Raw genomic sequence first — 21,392 nt, 5'->3', positions numbered from 1 at the left:
GGGGCTGACCATGTGGATGACCCGCGTTTCCATCCAGAACCCGGTCTTCGCGACCATGGTGATGGTGGCCCTGTGCGTGCTGGGCCTGTTCTCCTACGCCAAGCTGGGTGTCGAGCAGATGCCCGACATCTCCTTCCCCGGTGCCGGCATCGACATCCGCTACCCCGGCGCCTCGCCCGAGGCCGTCGAGCGTGAAGTGGCCAAGCCCCTGGAAGAGGCGCTGAACTCCATCGCCGGCGTCGAGCGCATCCAGTCGCGCAGCTTCGAGGGGCGCGTGCAGGCCAGCGTCGAGTTCGGCCTGAACGCCGACATGAGCCGCGCGATGCAGGACCTGCGCGACCGCGTCGCCGCCGCGCAGGCTGCGTTCCCCAAGGACGTGAAGCCGCCGGTGGTGTCGCGCTTCCAGAACGACAACGCCCAGCCCATCGTCGTGATGGCGCTGCTTTCGGGCACGCGCGGCTCGCGCGAGCTGTCGATGATGGCCGACCTCATCGTCTCCAAGCGGCTGGCCCGCGTGGAGGGCGTGGCCAAGGTGGACGTGGGCGGCATGACGACGCGCGAGGTGCGCATCGACCTCGACCCCATGCGGCTGCGCGCCTACGGCGTGACGCCGGCCGAGATCTCCAAGGCGCTGAATGACGCCAACAGCGACCAGCCCGTGGGCCTGCTTTCCGACCAGACGGCCGACGCCATCCTGAGAGTGGAAGGCCGTGTGAAGGACCCCAAGGCCTTCGGCCAGATGGTGGTCGCGCGCCGCGGCAACCTGGCGCTGACGCTGAACGACCTGGGCACGCTGGTCGAGCGCGAGCGCGAGGTCGACAGCATCGCCCGCATCAACGGCCAGCCGGCCGTGAGCTTCAACGTCTTCAAGCAGCAGGACGCCAACATCGTCGCCACCGGCGAGGCCGTCAAGGACGCGATGGAGGAACTGCGCCAGGTGCTGCCCAAGGACGTCGAGCTGCGCCTGATCTACGCCAACTCCGACTTCGTGAAGGGCTCGCTGACCGGCCTGAAGCACACGCTGGTCGAAGGCGCGCTGCTGACGGTGGCCATCGTCTTCCTGTTCCTGCACAGCTGGCGCTCCACCATCATCACGGGCCTGACGCTGCCCATCGCCGTCATCTCCAGCTTCATCGCCGTGAACGCGTTCGGCTTCACGCTGAACTTCATGACGATGATGGCGCTGAGTCTGTGCATCGGCCTGCTGATCGACGACGCCATCGTCGTGCGCGAGAACATCGTGCGCCACGTCGGCATGGGCAAGAGCCACTACCAGGCCGCGGCCGATGGCACCAACGAGATCGGCCTGGCTGTCATGGCGACCACCTTCGCCATCTGCGCCGTGTTCGTGCCGGTCGCCTTCATGGGCGGCATCATCGGCAAGTTCTTCTATCCGTTCGGCATCACGGTCGCGGTGGCGGTGCTGGTCAGCCTGTTCGTCAGCTTCACGCTGGACCCGATGCTGTCCTCCGTCTGGCACGACCCGGCCAACCCCCGCATCAAACGCCTGCCCGTCATCGGCCACGCCATCCGCGCGACCGACTGGGTCATGGACCGCCTGCACGGCGTCTACGAACACGTCATCGACTGGGCCTTCTCCGGCCGCCGCTACCGCGTCTTCGTGCCGCCCATTCCCGCCTACGGCCATCCGTTCGATGCCTTTGGTGCGCGCGACAAGACGGCGAAGCGGGTGTTCCGGTTCGCGACGCTGACACCTCGCGGCCTCGTGCTGTGGGGCGCGTTCGCCAGCTTCGTCGCCGCACTGATGCTGGCGCCGATGGTGGGCAGCGAGTTCGTGCCGCAGACGGACAACGGCTTCACGCAGGTCAACCTGCGCATGCCGGTGGCCAGCAGCGTCGAGCGCGGCAGCGCCAAGGTCGCGCAGATCGAGGAAATCCTCAAGAACTACCCCGAGATCAAGACCGTGTCGACGGTGGTCGGCAGCACCGGCGAAGGCCTGGCCACGGGTCGCAACCAGGCGTCGCTGAACATCACGCTGACCGACCGCAGCGAACGCAAGCGCTCGCAGAAGGAGATCGAGGACGCCATCCGCGAGGACATCGCCAAGATCCCCGGCATCGAGGTCAGCGTGGGCTTCGACCGCCCGATCTGGATCACCATCCTCGGCACCGACCCCGAGGTGCTGACGCAGACCGCCAAGGATCTCGTCGAGCAGATCAAGAAGATTCCCGGCGCCGTGGATGTGGACACCACCGTCAAGCCCGGCCTGCCGGCCTTCGCCGTGCGGCTGAAGGACTCGGCCATCCGCGAGCTGGGCCTGACCGCACCGCAGGTCGCGTCGTCCCTGCGGGCCTACGTCAACGGCGACATCGCGACCTACTGGACGACACCCGACGGCAACCAGGTCGAGGTGCTGCTGCGCCTGCCGCGCGAACAGCGCGAGCGCATCGAGCAGATGAGCAAGCTGCCGGTGGCGTTCTCCAAGGACGGCGCGCCGATCACGCTGGACCAGGTCGCCACCATCGAGCCGGTGTTCAACCCCGAGGTCATCCGCCGCGAGAACCTGCAACGCCGCGAGGCCGTGTTCGCTGGCGTGCAGGGGCGCCCGGGCGGCGACGTCAACGCCGATGTGCAGAAGCTCATCAAGGCCACGCAGCTACCGCCGGGCATCAGCTTCAAGGTGGACGGCGCCGGCAAGCAGCAGGCCGAGGCCTTCAACGGCCTGCTCGCGGCCATGGGTCTGGCGGTCATCTTCATCTACATCGTGCTGGCCAGCCAGTTCGGCAGTTTCCTGCAGCCGATCGCCATCATGGCCAGCCTGCCGCTCGCGCTGATCGGTGTGATGCTGGCGCTGCTGCTGTGGCGCTCGACGCTGAACGTGTTCTCGATGATCGGCCTGGTCATGCTGATGGGCCTGGTGACCAAGAACGCCATCCTGCTGGTCGACTTCGCCAACCATGCCCGCAAGGCCGGCGCGACGGTCGCCCAGGCGCTGCGCGAGGCCGGGCTGATCCGCATGCGCCCCATCATCATGACGACGGCTGCCATGGTCTTCGGCATGCTGCCCATGGCCATCGCACTGAACGACGGCGGCGAGATCCAGGCACCGATGGGCCGCGCCATCATCGGCGGCGTCATCACGTCGACGCTGCTGACGCTGATCGTCGTGCCGGTGCTCTACAGCTACCTCGTGCGTGACAAAAAGCCCGCCGCCAAGGCAGCGGAGCAGGGCGGTGCGACGGCGCTACCGTTGCACGGCATGCCTGGCGCGATGCCGGCGGACAAGGAATAACCGGGTTCACCCTCGAGCGCGCTTCAGCGCTTCGGGCCGGTTGCGTCGAGCAGCCGGCCCTTTTTGCTTGAAGCGGCTCAGGGGTCCAGGTCCAGCGTGCCGTTCAGATGCTCCGGCGGCGCGACGCTGCGCATCCACTTCACGGACTCGACCCGCCAATTCGGGTCGTCCTGCTTCAGCAGCGCGTAGACGCCAGGCAGGTGGTCGGAGCCGTAGGTCAGGAAGATCTTGTCGTGCCTGTCGGCCAGCAGGCGCTGCACGAGCTGGCGGTTGCGGAAGTCGATGGTCACCGCGTCGAAGGGATCGCGCGGCCGGTCCTTGGCGCTGCGTGGCCGCAGCAGCAGCGTCAGCATGCCGCGGCAGACCGTGCCGGCGATGGCCTGCTGGCGCTCATTGCCGCGCCGCTGCCAGGCCACGAAGGCGGCCAGCCGCTGGTTGCCGATGGAGGGCACGCTGCGCGTGGCCTCGCGATCCTGCATCGCCTCCAGGAAATTCATGTCCGTGGACAGCAGCCGCTCGAACTCCTGCCGCAGCGCCAGCGACGACACATCCGCTGCCACATGCCGCTCGGGGTGCAGCCGCTTGTCGATGTTCAGCGGCTCGAAGTAGCTGGCCTGGAAGACCAGGCCGCAGGTCGAGGCCAGCTGCTCGTAGGCGCGGGCCAGGTCCTCGCCGGTGCCGAGGTACTCGTTCAGCCACGCATCGGCGCGCTCGTCGGGCAGCACGCCCTCGTAGTAGATGACGGCGCCTTCCATCAGCGCCTTGCCCGCGTCGAACACGACCGAGCGATAGAAGGCGTCAGTGCCAACGTGCATCATCCCCTGGAAGGTCAGTGTGCGGCTGCCGTTGCTCAGCACCACCTGCGGCTGTATCGGGGGCTTCAACGCGGTGATCAGCGCCAGGTAGTAGATCGGTGCTGCCACCGCGACGCCGGCCAGGCCGTAGAAGCCGAACGTGGTCTTGGCCCAGGGCCAGAAGCCAGCGCGCGCATGGCGCCGCGCCCACCAGGCCGCCGGCAGGGTCAGCACCGCGGCGGCGGCGAGCAGCGCGGGCGGCACCCAGGGGGCGATGGCCAGCAGCACCGGCAGGGCCGCGATGGCCAGCAGCAGCAAGCCGAAGGCCAGGACGGCACCGACTCGCAGCCGCAAGCGTTCCCTCGCCCACGCGGACGGGCCTGCCGGCAACGGCGCGATCTCGGTCATCGGGTTGGCCTCCTCGAATCCATGTGTGCATCCTGACATGCCGGCGAGGAACGCTTGCGCACGCCGGCCGTCGAGGCACCGTTTTCCATACGTATCTTTGCCTTCAGCGGGCCTGGCGGCGATGACGGCGCCCATAAAGTGAGGTGACACGACAGACCGCCGAACGGACGCCTCCGAGCTGCTTCCCACGACTTGATGACCCGCCCACTCCTCCTGCCCCTGGTCGCGGCGCTGCTGTCCGGCTGCGTGAACCTGGTGCCCGACTACCGGCAGCCCGCGCCGGCCATGCCGCAAGTCGCCGCCGTGCCGGTGCCTGCCGATGACGCCTCGCAGGTCAGCCGCCGGGATTTCTTCACCGACGCGCGCCTGCGCGCCACCGTCGAGCTGGCCGTCGCGAACAACCGCGATCTGCGCGTCGCCGCGCTGAACGTGCAGCGCGCGCGGGCGCAGGCCCGCATCCAGGACGCCGCGCTCGTGCCGGGTCTCGACGCTGCGGCCGGCGCCAGCCGCTCCAGCAACGGCACGTCGCTGTCCGCCGGCCTGTCGCTGGCGTCGTTCGAGCTGGACCTGTTCGGCCGCGTGCGCAACCTCAGCGAGTCGGCGCTGCAGAGTTATCTCGCGACCGACGCCGGCCGGCGCAGCACCGAGATCAGCCTCGTCGCCGAGGTTGCGAACGCCTGGCTGACGCTGGCCGCCGACCTCGAGCGTCAGCGTCTCGCCGCGCAGACGCTGGACAGCCGGCGCAGCAGCCTGACGCTGGCCGAGCGCCGCCACGCGCTGGGCGCGATCACGGGGCTGTCGCTGGCGCAGACGCAGTCGCTGGTGGATTCGTCGCGGCTGGACGTCGCCCGCTACGCCGCGCAGATCGAGCAGGACCGCCACGCGCTGGAGCTGCTGCTGGGCACGGCGCTGCCGGCCGGGCTGGCGCCGGCCAGCGAACAGAACCTGGCCGACACCAGTCGCCTCGTCGAGCTGCCGGCCGGCGTGCCCGCCGAGCTGCTGCAGCGCCGCCCGGACGTGCTGCAGGCCGAGCACCAACTGCGCGGCAGCGTTGCGCAGATCGGCGTCGCGCGTGCGGCGTTCTTCCCGCGCATCAGCCTGACGGCCGCGGCTGGAACAGCCAGCAGCGAGTTGTCGGGACTGTTCAAGGCCGGCAGCCGCAGCTGGAACTTCGGCCCGTCGCTGAGCCTGCCCATCCTCGACGGCGGCGCCAACGCGGCGACGCTGGAAAGTGCCACGCTGGACCGCGACATCGCCACCGCGCAGTACGACAAGGCCGTGCAGACGGCCTTCCGCGAGGTGGCCGACGCGCTGTCCGTGCGCGCCAGCCTGGCCGAGCGCCTGGCCGCGCAGCGCGCGCTGGTGGACAACGCCGAGCGCCAGCTCAACCTGGCCAACGCGCTGCACCGCGCCGGCAGCACGGGCATGCTGGAAGTGCTGGACGCGCAGCGCTCGCTGTACTCGGCGCAGCAGTCGCTGATCGACCTGCGCCTCACCGAACAAGGCAACCGCCTGGAGCTCTACAAGGTGCTGGGCGGAGGCTGGAAATCATGAAGAAGAACGAAGCGATGAAGAACTGGCTCAAGCCGGCGCGGCTGATCGTGCTGGCCCTCGTCCTGCTCGTGGTGGTGTTCGTCGCCAGACGCGCGCTCACACCGCCGCCTCCGCCCGTCGTGGCGACGGCACCCGTCACGGTCGCCGACATCGAGGACAGCGTGCTGGCCACGGGCACCATCGGCGCTTTCAAGCAGGTCAGCGTCGGCGCACAGGTCACCGGCGAGGTCAAGAAGCTGCACGTCGCGCTGGGCGACAAGGTCGAGAAGGGCCAGCTGATCGCCGAGATCGACGCGCTGACGCAGACGAACAACCTGCGCAACAGCGAGGCCGCGCTGCAGAGCGCCCAGGCCCTGCTGAAGGCCAAGCAGGCCGCGCTGAAGCAGGCCGAGCTGGCGGCCGCGCGGCTGCGCGAGCTGGTGGCCGTGGATGCCGGCGCGCGCGCCGACCTGGAGGCCGCCGAGGCCACGCTGACCACCAGCCGCGCCGACATCGCCGCGCAGGAAGCGCAGATCGTGCAGGCCCAGATGGCTGCGGACACCGCCAAGGTCAACCTCGGCTACACGCGCGTCGCCGCACCCATGGATGGTGTCGTCGTCGCCATCGTCACCGAGCAGGGCCAGACGGTGAACGCCAACCAGTCCGCACCCACCATCATCAAGCTGGCGAAGCTGGATGTGATGACCGTCAAGGCGCAGATCTCCGAGGCCGACGTGCCGCGCGTGAAGCCCGGCATGCCCGTCTACTTCAACCTGCTGGGCGAGCCCGACCGGCGCTACGAGGTCAAGCTGCGCGCCGTCGAGCCCGGCCCGACGACCATCGCGACAGACAGCACGACGACCACCAGTACGTCAACGACGACCAGTGCCGTCTACTACAACGGCATCTTCGACGTGCCCAACCCCGAGAACAAGCTGCGCATCAACATGACCGCGCAGGCCAGCATCGTGCTGGCGCGCGCCGAGAAGACGTTGACCGTGCCGAGCGCGGCGCTGGGCGCCCGAGAGGGCGCCGACCGTTATCGCGTGCGCGTGCAGGAAGAGGGCGGCCGCATCGCCGACCGTGTCGTGCGCATCGGCCTGAACAACCGCGTGCGCGCCCAGGTGCTGGATGGGTTGAAGGAAGGCGAGCAGGTCGTCACGACCGAGGCCGCGCCGGCAGGCTCCGGCAACAACCAGCGCCGCGGCGGCCCGCCGCCGTTCTGACGATGGCGCTCCTGGAATTGCGCGGTCTCGTCCGCGAGTACCCCGCGGGCGAGGGCACGGTGGCCGTGCTGCGCGACGTGAGCCTGGACATCGAGGCCGGAGAGATGGTGGCCATCATGGGCCCGTCGGGTTCGGGCAAGTCCACGCTGATGAACATCCTCGGCTGCCTGGACCGGCCCACGCGCGGCAGCTATCGCGTCGCCGGCCAGGAAACCGGCGCGATGGCGCCCGATGCGCTGGCCCGGCTGCGCCGCGAGCACTTCGGCTTCATCTTCCAGCGCTACCAGCTGCTGGGCGACCTGAACGCGCTGGGCAACGTCGAGATCCCGGCCGTCTATGCCGGCGCTGCCGCCGATGCGAGGCATGAACGTTCACGCCAGTTGCTGCAGCGGCTGGGGCTGGGCGAGCGCCTGCACCACCGGCCGGGCCAGCTCTCCGGCGGCCAGCAGCAGCGCGTGTCCATCGCACGGGCGCTGATGAACGGCGGCGACGTCATCCTGGCCGACGAGCCCACCGGCGCGCTCGACCAGGCCAGTGGTCGCGAGGTGATGACCATCCTCGAGGAACTGCACGCCGACGGCCACACCATCATCCTCGTCACGCACGACGCCCAGGTCGCGGCCCATGCGCAGCGCGTCATCGAGATCAGCGACGGCGTCATCGTCGCCGACCGCCGCCAGCCTGACACCGTGCCCACGCAGCGCCGCGAACGCACGCCGCCGGCGCGCAGCGGCAGCGCCCTCGGCGCGCTGGCCGGCCGGCTGGGCGAGGCCACGCGCATGGCCTGGCGAGCGATGGTCAGCCACCGGCTGCGCACGCTGCTGACGATGCTGGGCATCATCATCGGCATCGCGTCGGTGGTGTCGGTCGTCGCCTTGGGCGAGGGGTCGCGCAAGCGCATCCTGTCCGACATCAGCTCGATGGGCACCAACACCATCAACGTGATGCCCGGCGGCGGTTTCGGCGACCGCCGGGCTGCTGCCGTGCGCACGCTGCGTGCCGGCGACGCCGACGCGCTGGCGCAGCTGGACTACGTCGACAGCGTCACGCCGACCGTCAGCGTCAGCGCCGGGCTGCGCTACCGCAACGTGGACGTGTCGGCCAGCGTCAGCGGCGTCGGCGAGCAGTTCTTCCGCGTGCGCGGCTACACCTTCGCCGCCGGCCAGGGCTTCGACGCCGAGTCCGTGCGGCTGCGCGCGCAGGAGGCCGTCATCGACGACAACGCCCGCAAGACGCTGTTCCCGAACGGCGAGAACGCGCTGGGCGAGGTGGTGCTGCTGGGCTCGCTGCCCGTGCGCATCGTCGGCGTGACCGCCAAGAAGGCCAGCGCCTTCGGCAACGACGACGCAATCAACATCTGGATTCCGTACACAACGGCGATGAACCGCGTGAACGGGCAGGACTACCTGCAGAGCGTGACGGTTCGCGTCAACGACCGCGTCTCCAGCAGCGCCGCCGAGGCCGGCGTGAAGAAGCTGCTCACGCAGCGACACGGCAAGGAGGACTTCTTCCTGATGAACACCGACAGCATCCGCCAGACCATCGAGCAGACGACGGCCACGATCACGCTGCTGATCTCGTCCATCGCGCTGATCTCGCTGCTGGTGGGGGGCATCGGCGTCATGAACATCATGCTGGTGTCGGTGACGGAGCGCACCGGCGAGATCGGCGTGCGCATGGCGGTGGGCGCGCGGCAGAGCGACATCCTGCGCCAGTTCCTCGTCGAGGCCGTGCTCGTCTGCGTCATCGGCGGCGGCATCGGCGTGAGCCTGGCGGTGGGCGGCGCGCTGCTGTTCAACAGCGTGGCGGGCGACAAGTTTCAGATGAACATTTCTGTGTTCGCCGTGGCCGGTGCGTTCGCCGTCTCCACGTTGATCGGTGTCGTATTCGGCTTCCTGCCGGCGCGCAACGCGGCGCGGCTGGACCCGGTGGAAGCACTGGCCAGGCTTTAGGCGCAGGCTTCCCGGACGATGCCGCGCAGCCAACGATGCGCGGCATCGCCGTCCATGCGTGGGTGCCACAGCAGCGCCACGGTGAAAGGTTCCAGCGCCAGCGGCAGCGCAAAGCTGACCAACCCGTCGCGCAGCGTGCCGGTGTGTCGCTCGGGCACGGTGGCAATCAGGTCCGAGCCGCGTGCGAGTGCGAGCGCCTCGGCGAAGCCTGACACCGTGACGGCGACGTCGCGCTTCAGCGCCTGAGCCGCCAGCGCGTCGTCGACCGGTCCGCCGCCGGTGCTGCGGCGCGAGATGGCGACGTGGCGACCTGCGGCGTAGCGCATCGCCGTCACGCGCCCGCGGCTCAGCGCGTGGCCTTCGCGCACGGCGCCGACGAAGCGGTCGCGGAACAACGCCTGCGCACGCAGCTCGGGCCCCGTCGTCGTGCCGACGATGCCGGTCTCCAGGTCCACGCTGCCGTTGCGCAGCGGCTCGTTGTCGCGGTCCGGCTTGGGCACGAAGCGCAGCCGCACGCCGGGCGCCTCGGCCGCGACGCGGGCCAGCAGCGCCGCACCGAAGTTCTCGACGAAACCCTCGCGTGTGCGCAGCGTGAACTCGCGCTCCAGCCTGGCGAGATCCAACGCCGCCGCCGGCCGCAGCGCGGCTAGCGCCTCCTGCACCAGCGGGCCGACGCGCTCGCGCAGCTCCAGTGCGCGGGGCGATGGCACGAGGCCGCGTCCGGCGCGCACCAGCAGCGGGTCGCCCGTGGCGTCACGCAGCCGTGCCAGCGAGCGGCTCATTGCCGACGGGCTCAGCCGCAGCCGGCGCGCGGCGCCGGCCACGCTGCCTTCGGCCAGCAGCGCGTCCAGCGTCAGCAAAAGATTCAGGTCGGGCTCAGACATGGCGTCTCGTGCAGCAATGAAGTGCAGATGATGCGTCTTCCGCCATGTCCCGCTGTTGCCTAAGGTCTGGGGCATGACGACCACGACCCTTGCCCCATCCATCGCCACGTCCGCCACCGGCGTGCTGGCCAGCCTCGCGCTGGCCACCTTGCTGCCGTCGCTGGCGGTCAGCAGCGCCAACGTCGCACTGCCCACAGTGGCCACGGCGCTGCACGCGCGCTTCGCCGACGTGCAGTGGGTGACGCTGGCCTACCTGCTTGCGACAACGACGCTCATCGTCGGCGCCGGTCGGCTGGGCGACCTGATCGGCCGCCGCCGCGTGCTGCTGGGCGGCATCGCGCTGTTCGTCGCCGCGTCGGCGGGTGGCGCGCTGGCGCCAGGCGTGGGCTGGTTGATCGCCACGCGGGCGGTGCAGGGCGCGGGTGCCGCCGCGATGCTGGCGCTGACGATGGCGTTCGTCGGCAGCGCGTTGCCCAGGTCGCGGGCCGGCAGCGCGATGGGCCTGCTGGGCACGATGTCGGCCGTCGGCACGGCGCTGGGGCCGTCGCTGGGCGGTGCGCTGATCGCGACCCTTGGCTGGCCAGCGATCTTTGCCGTCAACGTGCCGTTGGGCGCGCTGGCCTTCGTGATGGCCTGGCGGTGCTTGCCGGCGGACCGTGCAACACGTGGTACGGCGAGCTTCGATCTGCCGGGCATGGCCTGGCTGGCGCTGACGTTGGCGGCTCTCGCGCTGGCGATGACGCGGCAACCGGCGCTGCTCGCCGTCGCCGCGCTCGGGCTGACGGGCTTCGTGTGGACCGAGAAGCACGCCGCATCGCCGCTGGTCCCCCTAGACCGCCTGAGTGCCCCGGCGCTGGGCGGCGGCCTGGCGATGAACGCGCTGGTGTCGGCGGTCATGATAGCGACGCTGGTCATCGCCCCCTTCCATCTCGGCGGCACGCTGGGCCTGGGCGCCGCGGCGGTGGGTGCGCTGATGTCGGTCGGCCCCGTCGTGTCGGCGCTGAGCGGCGTGCCGGCAGGGCGGCTCGTCGATCGCTTCGGTACGCGGAACACGACGCTGCTGGGCCTGTCCGCGATGGCGGCCGGCTGCGTGCTGATCGTCGTGCTGCCGGCGTCACTGGGCGCCGTCGCCTATGTCGGCCCGCTGGTCGTCGTCACGCCCGGATATGCGCTGTTCCAGGCGGCCAACAACGCGGCCGTCATGGCCGATGTGGCGACGCAGCAGCGTGGCGTGGTGTCGGGGCTGCTGACGCTGTCGCGCAACCTGGGCCTCATTGCCGGCGCCTCGGCACTGGCCGCGGCCTACGGCTGGGCGGGCCTGCGGCCGGGCTTCGCCATCGCTGTAGCGATGCTTGTCGTGGCCGTCGGGCTTGCCAAGCGTGCGAAATGACAAGCACAATCGCGCCCGCTCCGGGGTGCCGGGGTCTGGTTCACGCCAGGCCTTGACGCTGAGACGGTCGACGACGACCGAACCCGTGAACTTGAACCGGCTAGTACCGGCGTAAGGAGAGCGCATGCCTCGCGGCGTGCCAGCGATCACCCCTGGCGGTGGATCGTCTGGCGCACCCACAGGCGGCCTTGGAGCACCGAAACCCGCAGCTCCAGGAGACCGCCGCGATGAACGCCCCCGAAAACAACCTCTCGCTCGCCGAGCGCCTGTCGCTGACGCGCGAGCCCTTCCCGGCATCCAGCAAGGTCTACGTGACCGGCAGCCGGCCCGACGTGGCCGTGCCGATGCGCCAGATCGCGTTGACGAACGGCGAAACCGTCGTCGTGCACGACACCTCTGGCCCCTACACCGATCCCAAGGCTGACATCGACGTGCGTCGCGGCCTGCCGCCCATCCGCTCGAGCTGGGTTTCGGACCGCGCCGACACCGAGGTCTACACGGGTCGCACGCGCGTCGCGCTGGACGACGGCGGCAAGGAGGACAGCGAACGCATCGTGCAGTTGCGCGCCGAGGCCGCCGCGCTGCAGCGCCCGCCGCGCCGCGCCATGCCTGGCGCCAACGTCAGCCAGCTGCACTACGCGCGCCGCGGCATCGTCACGCCGGAGATGGAGTACGTCGCGCTGCGCGAGAACGGCAAGCGCGAGTGGATGCGCGATTACCTCGGCGACGCCGAGCGCGAAGCCCGCCTGCGCGGCGACTCGATGGGTGCAGCCATCCCCGAGATCATCACGCCCGAGTTTGTCCGTGACGAGATCGCGCGCGGCCGCGCCGTCATCCCGGCCAACATCAACCACACCGAGCTGGAGCCGACCATCATCGGCCGCAACTTCCTCGTCAAGGTCAACGCCAACATCGGCAACTCGGCGGTCACGTCCAGCATCGAGGAAGAGGTCGAGAAGCTGGTGTGGAGCATCCGCTGGGGCGCCGACACGGTGATGGACCTCTCCACTGGCCGCAACATCCACACGACGCGCGACTGGATCGTCCGCAACTCGCCCGTGCCCATCGGCACCGTGCCGATCTACCAGGCACTCGAAAAGGTCGGCGGCATCGCCGAAGACCTGACCTGGGCCATCTTCCGCGACACGCTGATCGAGCAGGCGGAGCAGGGCGTCGACTACTTCACCATCCACGCCGGCCTGCGCCTGCCGTTCATTCACCTGACGACGAAGCGCCGCACCGGCATCGTGTCGCGCGGCGGCTCCATCCTCGCCAAGTGGTGCATCACGCATCACCGCGAGAACTTCCTGTACACGCACTTCGAAGAGATCTGCGAAATCATGAAGGCTTACGACGTGACCTTCTCGCTGGGCGATGGCCTGCGCCCCGGCAGCGGCGCCGACGCCAACGACGAGGCCCAGTTCGCCGAGCTGCGCACGCTGGGCGAGCTGACGAAAGTGGCCTGGAAGCATGACGTACAAACCATGATCGAAGGCCCCGGCCACGTGCCCATGCACCTGATCCAGGCCAACATGGCCGAGCAGCTGAAGCACTGCCACGAGGCGCCGTTCTACACGCTGGGCCCGCTGACCATCGACATCGCGCCCGGCTACGACCACATCGCCAGCGCCATCGGTGCGGCCATGATCGGCTGGATGGGCACGGCCATGCTCTGCTACGTGACGCCCAAGGAGCACCTGGGCCTGCCCGACCGCGACGACGTGAAACAGGGCCTGATTGCCTACAAGATCGCCGCGCACGCCGCCGACATCGCCAAGGGCCACCCCGGCGCGCGCGCGCGTGACGATGCAATAAGCAAGGCGCGCTTCGAGTTCCGCTGGATGGACCAGTTCGCGCTCGGTCTGGACCCTGACACGGCACGCGACTATCACGATGAGACGCTGCCCAAGGACTCGTCCAAGGAGGCGCACTTCTGCTCCATGTGCGGGCCGAAGTTCTGCTCGATGAAGATCACGCAGGACGTGCGCGAGTACGCGTCGAAGAACGGGCTGGAGGCGGCTGATGTCGTCGCCGACGGCATGGCGCAGAAGTCCGCCGAGTTCAAGGCGGCGGGCGGCGAGTTCTATATCCCCATCGCCAAGGGCTGAACGTGGACATCGCCATCGCAGGCGCCGGCGTCATGGGCCGGCTGCTGGCCTGGCAGCTGTCGCGCGCGGGGCATCGAGTCGCGGTGGCCGACCCGGCTGCCGGGCCGCGCGAGCCCGGCGCGGCCGGTTTTTCCGCCGCCGGCATGCTGAGCCCGTTGGCCGAGCGCGAGCACGCGGACGCCGAGATCGCCGACCTGGGTTGGCGGTCGCTGGCGCTGTGGCCCGGCATCGCCGACGCGCTGGGCCGGCCGGACCTCGTGCGCACCTGCGGCAGCCTGCTGCTGGCCCACGGCAGCGACCTGGGTGCCGCGCAGCGCGTGCTGGCGCGTGTGCCGGACGGCCCGCAGCCGCTGGACCGCGCCGCGCTGCGTGCGCTGGAGCCCGAACTCGCGCCCGACCTCAAGGCCTGGCTGCTGCCCGGTGAAGGTCAGCTGCTGCCGCGCGAGCTGCTGGCGGCATTGGCCGAGCAGACGCAGGGCGTGGACTGGTTCTGGGGCCGCAGCGCCAGCACCGTGCGGCCGCACCGTCTCGAACTGGACGATGGCCGGCGCCTGAACGCCGACCTCGTCATTGACACCCGCGGCCTGGGTGCCAAGCCGGATCTTGCCGACCTGCGCGGCGTGCGCGGCGAGATCCTGTGGCTGCACGCACCGGGCATCGCGCTGGGCCGGCCGGCACGGCTGGTGCACCCGCGGCACCGCGTCTACCTCGTGCCGCGGCCGGGTGACATCGTCGTCGTCGGCGCGTCGGAGGTCGAGAGCGAGGACCGCTCGCCCATCAGCCTGCGCAGTGCCGTCGAGCTGATGGCCGCCGCGCACAGCGTGCTGCCAGCGCTGGCCGAGGCGCGCATCGTCCACATGGAAACCAACCTGCGGCCGGCGCTGCCGGACCACAAGCCGCGCATCGACCACGAGCCCGGCCTGCTGCGCATCAACGGCCTGTTCCGCCACGGTTGGCTGCTGGCGCCGGCGCTCGCGGAGAAAGCACTTGTCCATGTCTGAGTTCACGTTGAACCAACAACCTCAACCCTGGCGCGAGGGCTTGAGCGTCGCAGCGCTGCTGGCCGAACAGGGCAGGGCGGCTGATGCCGTCGCCACCGCGCTGAACGGCGCCTTCGTGCCGCGCGGCCGGCGCGAGGCGACGTTGATCCGGCCTGGCGACGAGCTGACCTTGATCCAACCCATCACCGGAGGCTGAGCATGTCTTGGACCCTCTACGGCCGAACACTGTCGAGCCGCTTCCTGCTCGGCACCGCCGGTTATCCCTCGCCCGACGTGCTGCGCCAGGCCGTGCGCGCCAGCGGCGCCCAGGTGCTGACTGTCGGCCTCAAGCGCACGCTGGCCGCGGCCGGCGACAACGGCTTTGTCACCGCCATCCGAGAGACGCTGAAAGCCAGTGGCGGCCACCTGCTGCCCAACACCGCCGGCTGCCGCACGGCGCAGGAGTCCGTCACGCTGGCGCAGATGGCGCGCGAGCTGTACGACACGACGTGGATCAAGCTCGAAGTCGTCGGCGACGAGCACACGCTGCAGCCCGATCCGTGGGAGCTGGTCAGCGCGGCCGAGACGCTCGTGAAAGACGGCTTCGACGTCTTCCCCTACTGCACCGACGACCTCATCACCTGCCGCCGTCTGCTGGACGTCGGCTGCCAGGTGCTGATGCCATGGGGCGCGCCCATCGGCTCGGGCCAGGGGCTGCTGAACCCGTTCGCGCTCCGGACGCTGCGCGAGCGACTGCCCGGCGTGCCGCTGATCGTCGACGCCGGCATTGGCGCGCCGTCGCACGCGGCGCAAGCGATGGAGCTGGGCTTCGACGGCGTGCTGCTGAACTCGGCCGTCGCGCAGGCGGGCGATCCCATTCGCATGGCTTCAGCTTTCGGCCAGGCCATCGCGGCGGGGCGACTCGGCTTTGATGCCGGTGTGATGGCCAAACAAGACATGGCGGTGGCGAGCACGCCGGTGGGCGGCAGGCCCTTCCTGATCTCATGACGAAACCGATCATCTGGAGCATTGCCGGCCTCGACAGCGGCGGCGGCGCGGGCCTCTCGGCCGACCAGCGCGCGGCCGATGCGATGGGTGTGTACCTGTGCCCGGTCGCTGCCGCGCTGACGGCGCAAAACAGCGTCGGCGTCGAGGGCGTCTTCCCCGTGCCGCCCGAGCAGCTGGACGCCCAGCTCGCCGCGCTGGCCGATGACCTGCCGCCCGCAGCGATCAAGACCGGCCTGCTGGGCGGCGTGGAGCAGTTGCGCGTCGTCACGCGCTGGGTCGACCGGCTGCGCGAGCGCGGGCCGGTGGCGCTGGTCGTCGACCCCGTGCTGCGTGCCTCCACCGGCGCGAGCTTTGCCGGCGATGAACTGCTGCGCGCCTACCGCGACGAACTGTTGCCGCGTGCCACCGTCGTCACGCCCAACCGCCGCGAGGCAGAGCGGCTGGCAGGCGAGGGCTGCCCGTCTCAGCAGGCTCTGGTGCTGGGCGTGGCGACCGTCTGCATCACTGGTGGCGACGATGCCGGCGCGCTGGCGGTGGACTGGCTGCTGAGCCCGCAGGCCAGCGGCTGGCTGGCGCTGCCGCGCCGCGAGGCGCGCAACAACCATGGCACCGGCTGCTGCTTCGCGACGGCGCTGGCCGCAGCGCTGGCCCGCGGCTTCGTGCCGGCCGACGCGGCCGTGCTGGCCAAGATGCTGACGACGTCCGGCCTGTCGAACGACGCGTCGTCCGGCGCGGGCGCCGGCCCGGTGCTGCCCACGGCCGGCTTCATCACCGACACCCGGCTGCTGCCCGCTCTGTTCGATACGCCGCCCACGGCTTGGCCCGCTGGCCGCCACGGCCCGCCGGTCGAAGGCGTCTATGGCATCACCGACAGCGGCGCGCATGCGGCCGAGCTGTTCGACGCCGGCCTCGCCACCGTGCAGCTGCGCCTCAAGCGCGCCGACGGCGAGAGCGGTGCCGCCTGGCACACGCGCCTCGCCGCCGAGGTGCAGCCGGCGCTGGGCGCGGCGCGGCGGCATGGCGCGACCTTCATCGTCAACGACCACTGGCGCGCGGCGCTGACGCAGGGCGTGGACTTCGTGCATCTGGGCCAGGAAGACCTGCTCGCGCTGGACGCTACCGAACGCGCCGACCTCGCCCAGGCCCGCGCGCGCGGCCTGCGGCTGGGCCTCAGCTCGCACAGCCTGTGGGAGCTGGCCCGCTGCGTGGCCTGGCAGCCGGACTACGTCGCCTGCGGCCCCGTCTGGCCGACGCTGACCAAGGCCATGCCCTGGCGCCCGCAAGGCCTGGACAATCTCGCCTGGTGGGCGGCGATGTCGCCGGTGCCGGTCGTCGGCATCGGCGGCGTGCTGGCGCCGGAGCAGCTGATCCAGATCGCCGCCAGCGGCGCCAGTGCCGGCTGCGTCGTGCGCGGGCTGAAGCAGCTTCCCGTGAGCGACTGGTTGGCCGCGTGGTGCAGCGGCGCCGGCATGCCGCTGGCGTTAGAGGCGGGCTGGCCGCACCCCAGTCTCTGATCAGGCTTCGCCCAGGCTTTTGTAGACCAGAAGCGACGCGTGCGCGTCGTTCGCGGCGTACTGCAGCTGCTGAGGCGTCAGCGTCTTGTTGGCCCAGTTGGACGTGGTCGCCTTCTTGGACTTGGCGAAGCGTTGGCCCAGCACGATGGCGACCGCCACCTTCAGCCCCACGGCGTCCTTGAAGCCCAGCCGCTTGACGAGGTGAGAGAGGTCGATGGAGGGCCCCAGCTTCAGCCCCAGCTTGCGATGGATCTGCGGCCGGTCCGACGCGAGTCCGAAGCCGACGCGGACGATGTCCTCGGACTCGATCGTCACGCGCAGGAAGTCGTCGAGGCCCGGCGTGGCGGTCTGCACGATGAAGGCGTCGGTCAGCGTCGCGAACTGGATGACCTCGGGGCCGGTCTGCGGTTGGCCGGCCACGAAGACGGGCTTGCTCTCGGTGTCGAAGCCGACATGCCGCGCCTGCCGCAGCGCTGCTTCCGCGAACTCGAGCTGCTCAGGCGTCTTCAGCACGTGGATGCGGCTGGCCGGCAGCGCCTCGTAGGCGGGCAGGGCCGCGATCTGTTCGGGCGTTGGGCGTTGCAGCGGCGTGGGTTTGGGCATGGCCGCAGTGTCGGCGGGCCGCATCCTGAATCCGGGCGCCGGGCATCACACCCAGGGTTTCCGAGGGGGTTTGATGCGCCCCAATTGTTGGCTGCTATCACACAATGGTAGCGCTACAAATAATGACGGAGACGCCCTTGAAGACCCTGTCCGCTGCCTGCCTCGCCTGGGGGCTGGCGTGCCTTGCACCCGCCTGGGCCGCACCGGCGCCCGCCGAAGCCGACGCCATGGCCCGCCACATCGTGTCCGAGCTGACACTCGACGAAAAGGTCGAGCAGTTGCTCAACGGCGCGCCGGCAATCCCGCGCCTGAACATCCCTGCCTACAACTGGTGGACGGAGTCCCTGCACGGCGCCTTCGGCCCCGGCGCGACGACCAACTTCCCCCAGCCGGTCGGGCTGGCCGCCAGCTTCGACGACAGGATGCTGCAGGACGTGGCGTCCGCCATCGGCACCGAGGTGCGGGCCGTGTACGCGCTGGGGCGCGGCAAGCCCAACCCGAACCGCATCGGCGGGGCGCTGGACACCTGGTCGCCCAACATCAACATCTTCCGCGACCCGCGCTGGGGGCGCGGCCAGGAAACCTATGGCGAGGACCCGTTCCTGACCGGCAGCCTGGCCAAGGCCTTCGTGCGCGGCATGCAGGGGCCGGATGCGGAGCGGCCGCTGGTGATCGCCAGCCCCAAGCACTTCGCGGTGCACAGCGGTCCCGAATCCACCCGTCACACGGCGGACGTCTGGGTCTCCTCGCAGGACCTGGAGGACACCTACCTGCCGGCCTTCCGCGCCGCCATCGTCGACGCGAAGGCCGGCTCCATCATGTGCGCCTACAACCGCGTCAACGGCGAGCCGGCCTGCGCGAGCCAGAGCCTGCTCGTCAAGACGCTGCGCCAGGACTGGCAGTTCAAGGGCTATGTCGTGTCGGACTGCGACGCCGTCGTCGACATCAGCGCCCACCACAAATACGCCGTGGATGCCGCGGCCGGTGCCGCCGCGGCGCTCAAGGCGGGCGTGGACAACGAGTGCAACGTCGCCACGCTGTCCCACACGCCCGGGCTGGGCGAGCGCTACAAGCAGGCGCTGGCGCGCGGCTACGTCCGGCAGGCCGACATCGACACGGCCCTGGTGCGGCTGTTCTCCGCCCGGCTGCGCAACGGTGATCTGCCCGGGCTGGCCGAACGGAGCTTCCCGGCGGCCGACGCGATCAGCTCGCCGGCACACCGCGCGCTGGCGCTGCAGGCCGCGGTCGAGAGTCTGGTGCTGCTGAAGAACGACGGCACGCTGCCGCTGCGGCCCTCGGCCCGCATCGCCGTCGTTGGGCCGCTGGCCGATGCCCGGCGCGTGATGCGCGGCAACTATTCGTCCGCGCAGACGGGGCCCACGCAGACGGTGTTCGAGGCCCTGCGCCAGCAGTTCCCGGCAGGGCAGGTGGCGCTGGTGCCGTTCGGCCCATCGATCACCGACGGCGACCCCGTTCCGGCCGCGGCCTTCGTGGGCCCCGACGGCCACCCGGGCTTGCGGGCAAGCTACTTCAACCTGGCGTCCGGTTCGGCCAGCCAGGCCGGCCAGCGTCGCTTCGAGGCCCAGGCCTTCGGCAGCCAGGACGTGGCCGGCATCGAGGCCCATGGCCAGGACCAGCCCGGTGCAGGCCAGGTGATCCGCACGGAATGGACGGGCTTCCTGGTCGCGCCGGAGTCCGGCCGCTATCGGCTGGGCATCGCCGGCATGACGGGCCAGCTGCGTGTCGACGGGCGTGACGTGCCTCTGGCCCGCCGCGCCACGCAGTGGGCCGAGCCGGTGGCGCTGACGACGGTGTCGCTGAAGCGCGGCGAACGCTACGCGCTGCGGCTGCAGGCCGAGTCCGGCACCGGCGCGCCGGCCGCCATGCTCTGGAAGCGCGTCTCGGGGCAGCCGCTGGCCGACCTGCGTGCCGCGGTGGCGGGCGCCGATGTGGTGGTGGCCGTGACAGGCCTGACCTCGGACCTCGAAGGCGAGGAGATGCCCGTCAAGATCGAGGGCTTCCAGGGCGGGGACCGTACCAGCCTCGAACTACCGGCCGACCAGCGCGCCTACCTGCAGGCAGCGGCGGGCCTGGGCAAGCCGTTGGTCGTCGTGAACCTCAGCGGCAGCGCCGTCGACCTGTCGTGGGTGCAGGCGAACGCGGCGGCGGCACTGCAGGCCTGGTATCCGGGCGAGGGCGGCGGCCAGGCCGTGGCCCAGGTGCTGGCCGGTGCGGCCAATCCGTCCGGCCGCCTGCCGGTCACGTTCTATCGCAGCGCCGCGGACCTGCCGCCCTTCGACGACTACCGCATGGCGGGTCGCACCTACCGGTTCTTCGACGGCCCGGTCGTCTACCCCTTCGGCCATGGGCTGAGCTATGCCAGCTTCCGCTACGAGGCGCCGGTGGTCGAGGTCCGCGAAGGCGAGGGCGAGACCGGCCTGGTGGTGCGCACGGCGGTCACCAACACCAGCGGGCGCGACGGCGACGAAGTGGCTCAGCTCTACCTCACGCCGCCCCGCTTCGACGGCGCGCCGCGCCTGGCACTGCGCGGCTTCCAGCGGCTGCACCTGAAGGCCGGCGAGCGGCGCGAGATCAGCTACCGCCTCGACGCCCGGGACCTCAGCTTCGTCGACCACGACGGCGTGCGCCAGGTCATGCCGGGCAGCTACCGCCTCAGCGTCGGCGGCGGCCAGCCCGGCACGGGTGCCGCGGGCGACAGCGCCACGTTCTCGCTCACGCGTGCGCTGCCGCTGCCGCGCTGATGCCCGCCCCTTTCAACGATCACATCACCACCATGCATCCCTTGCGTTCCCTGCTGATGTTCGTCGGCGCCGGACTGGCGCTGCTCGTCGCGACTTCCACCGCCCTGGCTCAGGACGGCACCATCCGCCCGCTGGCACCGCCGGCCGAACCGCCGTCGATCCGGCTGGGCACCGGCGGGGTCAACGACCAGCCGGCAGCGGAGAGCTGGTTCCAGCAATGGGGTGAGCCGATGGTGCGCAACGTGAGCACGGCGACGCTGACGCCCTTCCTGCCGGCCGCGGGCAAGGGCAACGGCGCCGCCGTCATCGTGGCGCCAGGCGGGGGCTTTCGCTGGCTGTCGATCAACAACGAGGGCTGGAAGGTTGCCCGGGCCCTGGCCGACCAGGGCGTCGCCGCCTTCGTGCTCAAGTACCGGCTGCAGCCGACGCCGGACTCGCTGGACGGTCTCAAGGCCTCCATGGACCGTCTCTTCGCCGCGGCCGGCGCGAGTGACGGCGCGCCCCGCCCGCTGATGCCCGACCTCGCCAACCAGCTCGCCGACGCCGAGGCGGCCTACGCCCTCGTCCGCGCCCGCGCCGGCGAGTGGGGCGTCGACCCCCAGCGCATCGGCATGATCGGTTTCTCGGCGGGGGCCGGGCTCACGCTGCACGCGACGCTGACCTCCAAGACCATGAAGCTGGCCTTCATCGGCCCGATCTACGGCGGCATGGGGCCGGTCGTCGTTCCCAAGGATGCGCCGCCGATGTTCAACGCCATCGCCACCGACGACTTCCTGTTCCGCGGCCAGTTCGGCGTGGTGAAGTCCTGGTTCGACGCGGGGCGTCCCGTCGAGTTCCACCTCTACCAGAACGGCGGCCATGGCTTCGGCATGGGCTACCCGGGCAACACCGCCAACGGCTGGTTCCCGGTGTTCATGCACTGGCTGGACGTGAACGGCTTCCTGAAGCCGCGTCCGGCCAAGGCGCCGTAGCCCGGC

15 protein-coding genes and 1 riboswitch are annotated in these 21,392 nt (G+C 70.5%); of the genes, 12 read left to right on the top strand and 3 right to left on the bottom strand.

The window, feature by feature from the left end:
• The first annotated feature begins 10 nt into the window (after positions 1 to 10).
• Positions 11 to 3,253, top strand: coding sequence for an efflux RND transporter permease subunit (locus ACG04R_RS14185; RefSeq protein WP_394411472.1), 3,243 nt, complete (start codon positions 11 to 13; stop codon positions 3,251 to 3,253).
• A gap of 77 nt (positions 3,254 to 3,330) precedes the next feature.
• Here the strand turns inward: ACG04R_RS14185 and ACG04R_RS14180 are convergent, their stop codons facing one another.
• Complete coding sequence (locus ACG04R_RS14180) at positions 3,331 to 4,455, bottom strand: hypothetical protein (protein WP_394411470.1); 1,125 nt, start codon at positions 4,453 to 4,455, stop codon at positions 3,331 to 3,333.
• A gap of 195 nt (positions 4,456 to 4,650) precedes the next feature.
• On the opposite strand from ACG04R_RS14180, the gene ACG04R_RS14175 reads away from it, so the two are divergent.
• From ACG04R_RS14175 to ACG04R_RS14165, 3 genes are read left to right on the top strand one after another with little or no spacing between them, the layout of a single operon-like run.
• Complete coding sequence (locus ACG04R_RS14175; protein WP_394411467.1) at positions 4,651 to 6,009, top strand: efflux transporter outer membrane subunit; 1,359 nt, start codon at positions 4,651 to 4,653, stop codon at positions 6,007 to 6,009.
• Positions 6,006 to 7,214, top strand: a complete 1,209-nt coding sequence (locus ACG04R_RS14170; RefSeq protein WP_394411464.1) for an efflux RND transporter periplasmic adaptor subunit — start codon at positions 6,006 to 6,008, stop codon at positions 7,212 to 7,214. The genes ACG04R_RS14175 and ACG04R_RS14170 overlap by 4 nt, the downstream gene beginning before the upstream one ends.
• 2 nt (positions 7,215 to 7,216) lie before the next feature.
• Positions 7,217 to 9,166: a MacB family efflux pump subunit gene (locus tag ACG04R_RS14165; protein ID WP_394411461.1), complete on the top strand. Its 1,950-nt coding sequence runs from the start codon at positions 7,217 to 7,219 to the stop codon at positions 9,164 to 9,166.
• On the opposite strand, the gene ACG04R_RS14160 is transcribed toward ACG04R_RS14165, so the two are convergent.
• Positions 9,163 to 10,050: a LysR family transcriptional regulator gene (locus ACG04R_RS14160; RefSeq protein ID WP_394411458.1), complete on the bottom strand. Its 888-nt coding sequence runs from the start codon at positions 10,048 to 10,050 to the stop codon at positions 9,163 to 9,165. The two genes, ACG04R_RS14165 and ACG04R_RS14160, sit on opposite strands and share 4 nt — an antisense overlap.
• Before the next feature lie 73 nt (positions 10,051 to 10,123).
• Here ACG04R_RS14160 and ACG04R_RS14155 point away from each other — a divergent pair, with 73 nt between their 5' ends.
• The 6 genes from ACG04R_RS14155 to ACG04R_RS14130 all read left to right on the top strand — a co-directional run bounded on the left by ACG04R_RS14155 (position 10,124) and on the right by ACG04R_RS14130 (position 17,050).
• Positions 10,124 to 11,440 (top strand): MFS transporter, encoded by a 1,317-nt coding sequence (locus ACG04R_RS14155; RefSeq protein WP_394411455.1) that lies wholly within the window; start codon positions 10,124 to 10,126, stop codon positions 11,438 to 11,440.
• 11 nt (positions 11,441 to 11,451) lie between these two features.
• Positions 11,452 to 11,575: riboswitch (TPP riboswitch) on the top strand.
• A gap of 92 nt (positions 11,576 to 11,667) precedes the next feature.
• A complete protein-coding gene (gene thiC / locus ACG04R_RS14150) occupies positions 11,668 to 13,548 on the top strand; it encodes a phosphomethylpyrimidine synthase ThiC (RefSeq protein ID WP_394411452.1) in 1,881 nt (626 codons plus the stop codon).
• Between the two features lie 2 nt (positions 13,549 to 13,550).
• The gene (locus ACG04R_RS14145) at positions 13,551 to 14,549 is read left to right on the top strand and encodes an FAD-dependent oxidoreductase (protein WP_394411449.1); all 999 of its coding nucleotides are present in this window, start codon (positions 13,551 to 13,553) and stop codon (positions 14,547 to 14,549) included.
• A gap of 7 nt (positions 14,550 to 14,556) precedes the next feature.
• Complete coding sequence (thiS, locus tag ACG04R_RS14140) at positions 14,557 to 14,745, top strand: sulfur carrier protein ThiS (protein WP_394411446.1); 189 nt, start codon at positions 14,557 to 14,559, stop codon at positions 14,743 to 14,745.
• Between the two features lie 2 nt (positions 14,746 to 14,747).
• On the top strand, positions 14,748 to 15,536 hold the full coding sequence (locus tag ACG04R_RS14135) for a thiazole synthase (RefSeq protein WP_394411443.1): 789 nt from the start codon (positions 14,748 to 14,750) through the stop codon (positions 15,534 to 15,536).
• On the top strand, positions 15,533 to 17,050 hold the full coding sequence (locus tag ACG04R_RS14130; protein ID WP_394411440.1) for a PfkB family carbohydrate kinase: 1,518 nt from the start codon (positions 15,533 to 15,535) through the stop codon (positions 17,048 to 17,050). Before ACG04R_RS14135 ends, ACG04R_RS14130 begins: the two co-directional genes overlap by 4 nt.
• Here ACG04R_RS14130 and ACG04R_RS14125 read toward each other — a convergent pair whose 3' ends face one another.
• Positions 17,051 to 17,653 carry a 3'-5' exonuclease gene (locus ACG04R_RS14125; protein WP_394411437.1) on the bottom strand — a complete coding sequence of 201 codons (603 nt, stop codon included), beginning with the start codon at positions 17,651 to 17,653 and terminating at the stop codon, positions 17,051 to 17,053.
• Positions 17,654 to 17,790: 137 nt separating this feature from the next.
• Between ACG04R_RS14125 and ACG04R_RS14120 the strand changes: the two genes are divergently transcribed.
• Positions 17,791 to 20,415, top strand: coding sequence for a glycoside hydrolase family 3 C-terminal domain-containing protein (locus ACG04R_RS14120; protein ID WP_394411434.1), 2,625 nt, complete (start codon positions 17,791 to 17,793; stop codon positions 20,413 to 20,415).
• On the top strand, positions 20,415 to 21,386 hold the full coding sequence (locus ACG04R_RS14115) for an alpha/beta hydrolase (protein ID WP_394411431.1): 972 nt from the start codon (positions 20,415 to 20,417) through the stop codon (positions 21,384 to 21,386). The genes ACG04R_RS14120 and ACG04R_RS14115 overlap by 1 nt, the downstream gene beginning before the upstream one ends.
• Positions 21,387 to 21,392 lie beyond the last annotated feature (6 nt).

This window comes from Pelomonas candidula, from assembly GCF_043555985.1.
In the GTDB taxonomy this organism is placed as follows: domain Bacteria; phylum Pseudomonadota; class Gammaproteobacteria; order Burkholderiales; family Burkholderiaceae_C; genus Pelomonas; species Pelomonas candidula.
Note: the sequence above shows the minus strand (reverse complement) of the source record. Positions and strands in the feature narration are given on the sequence as shown.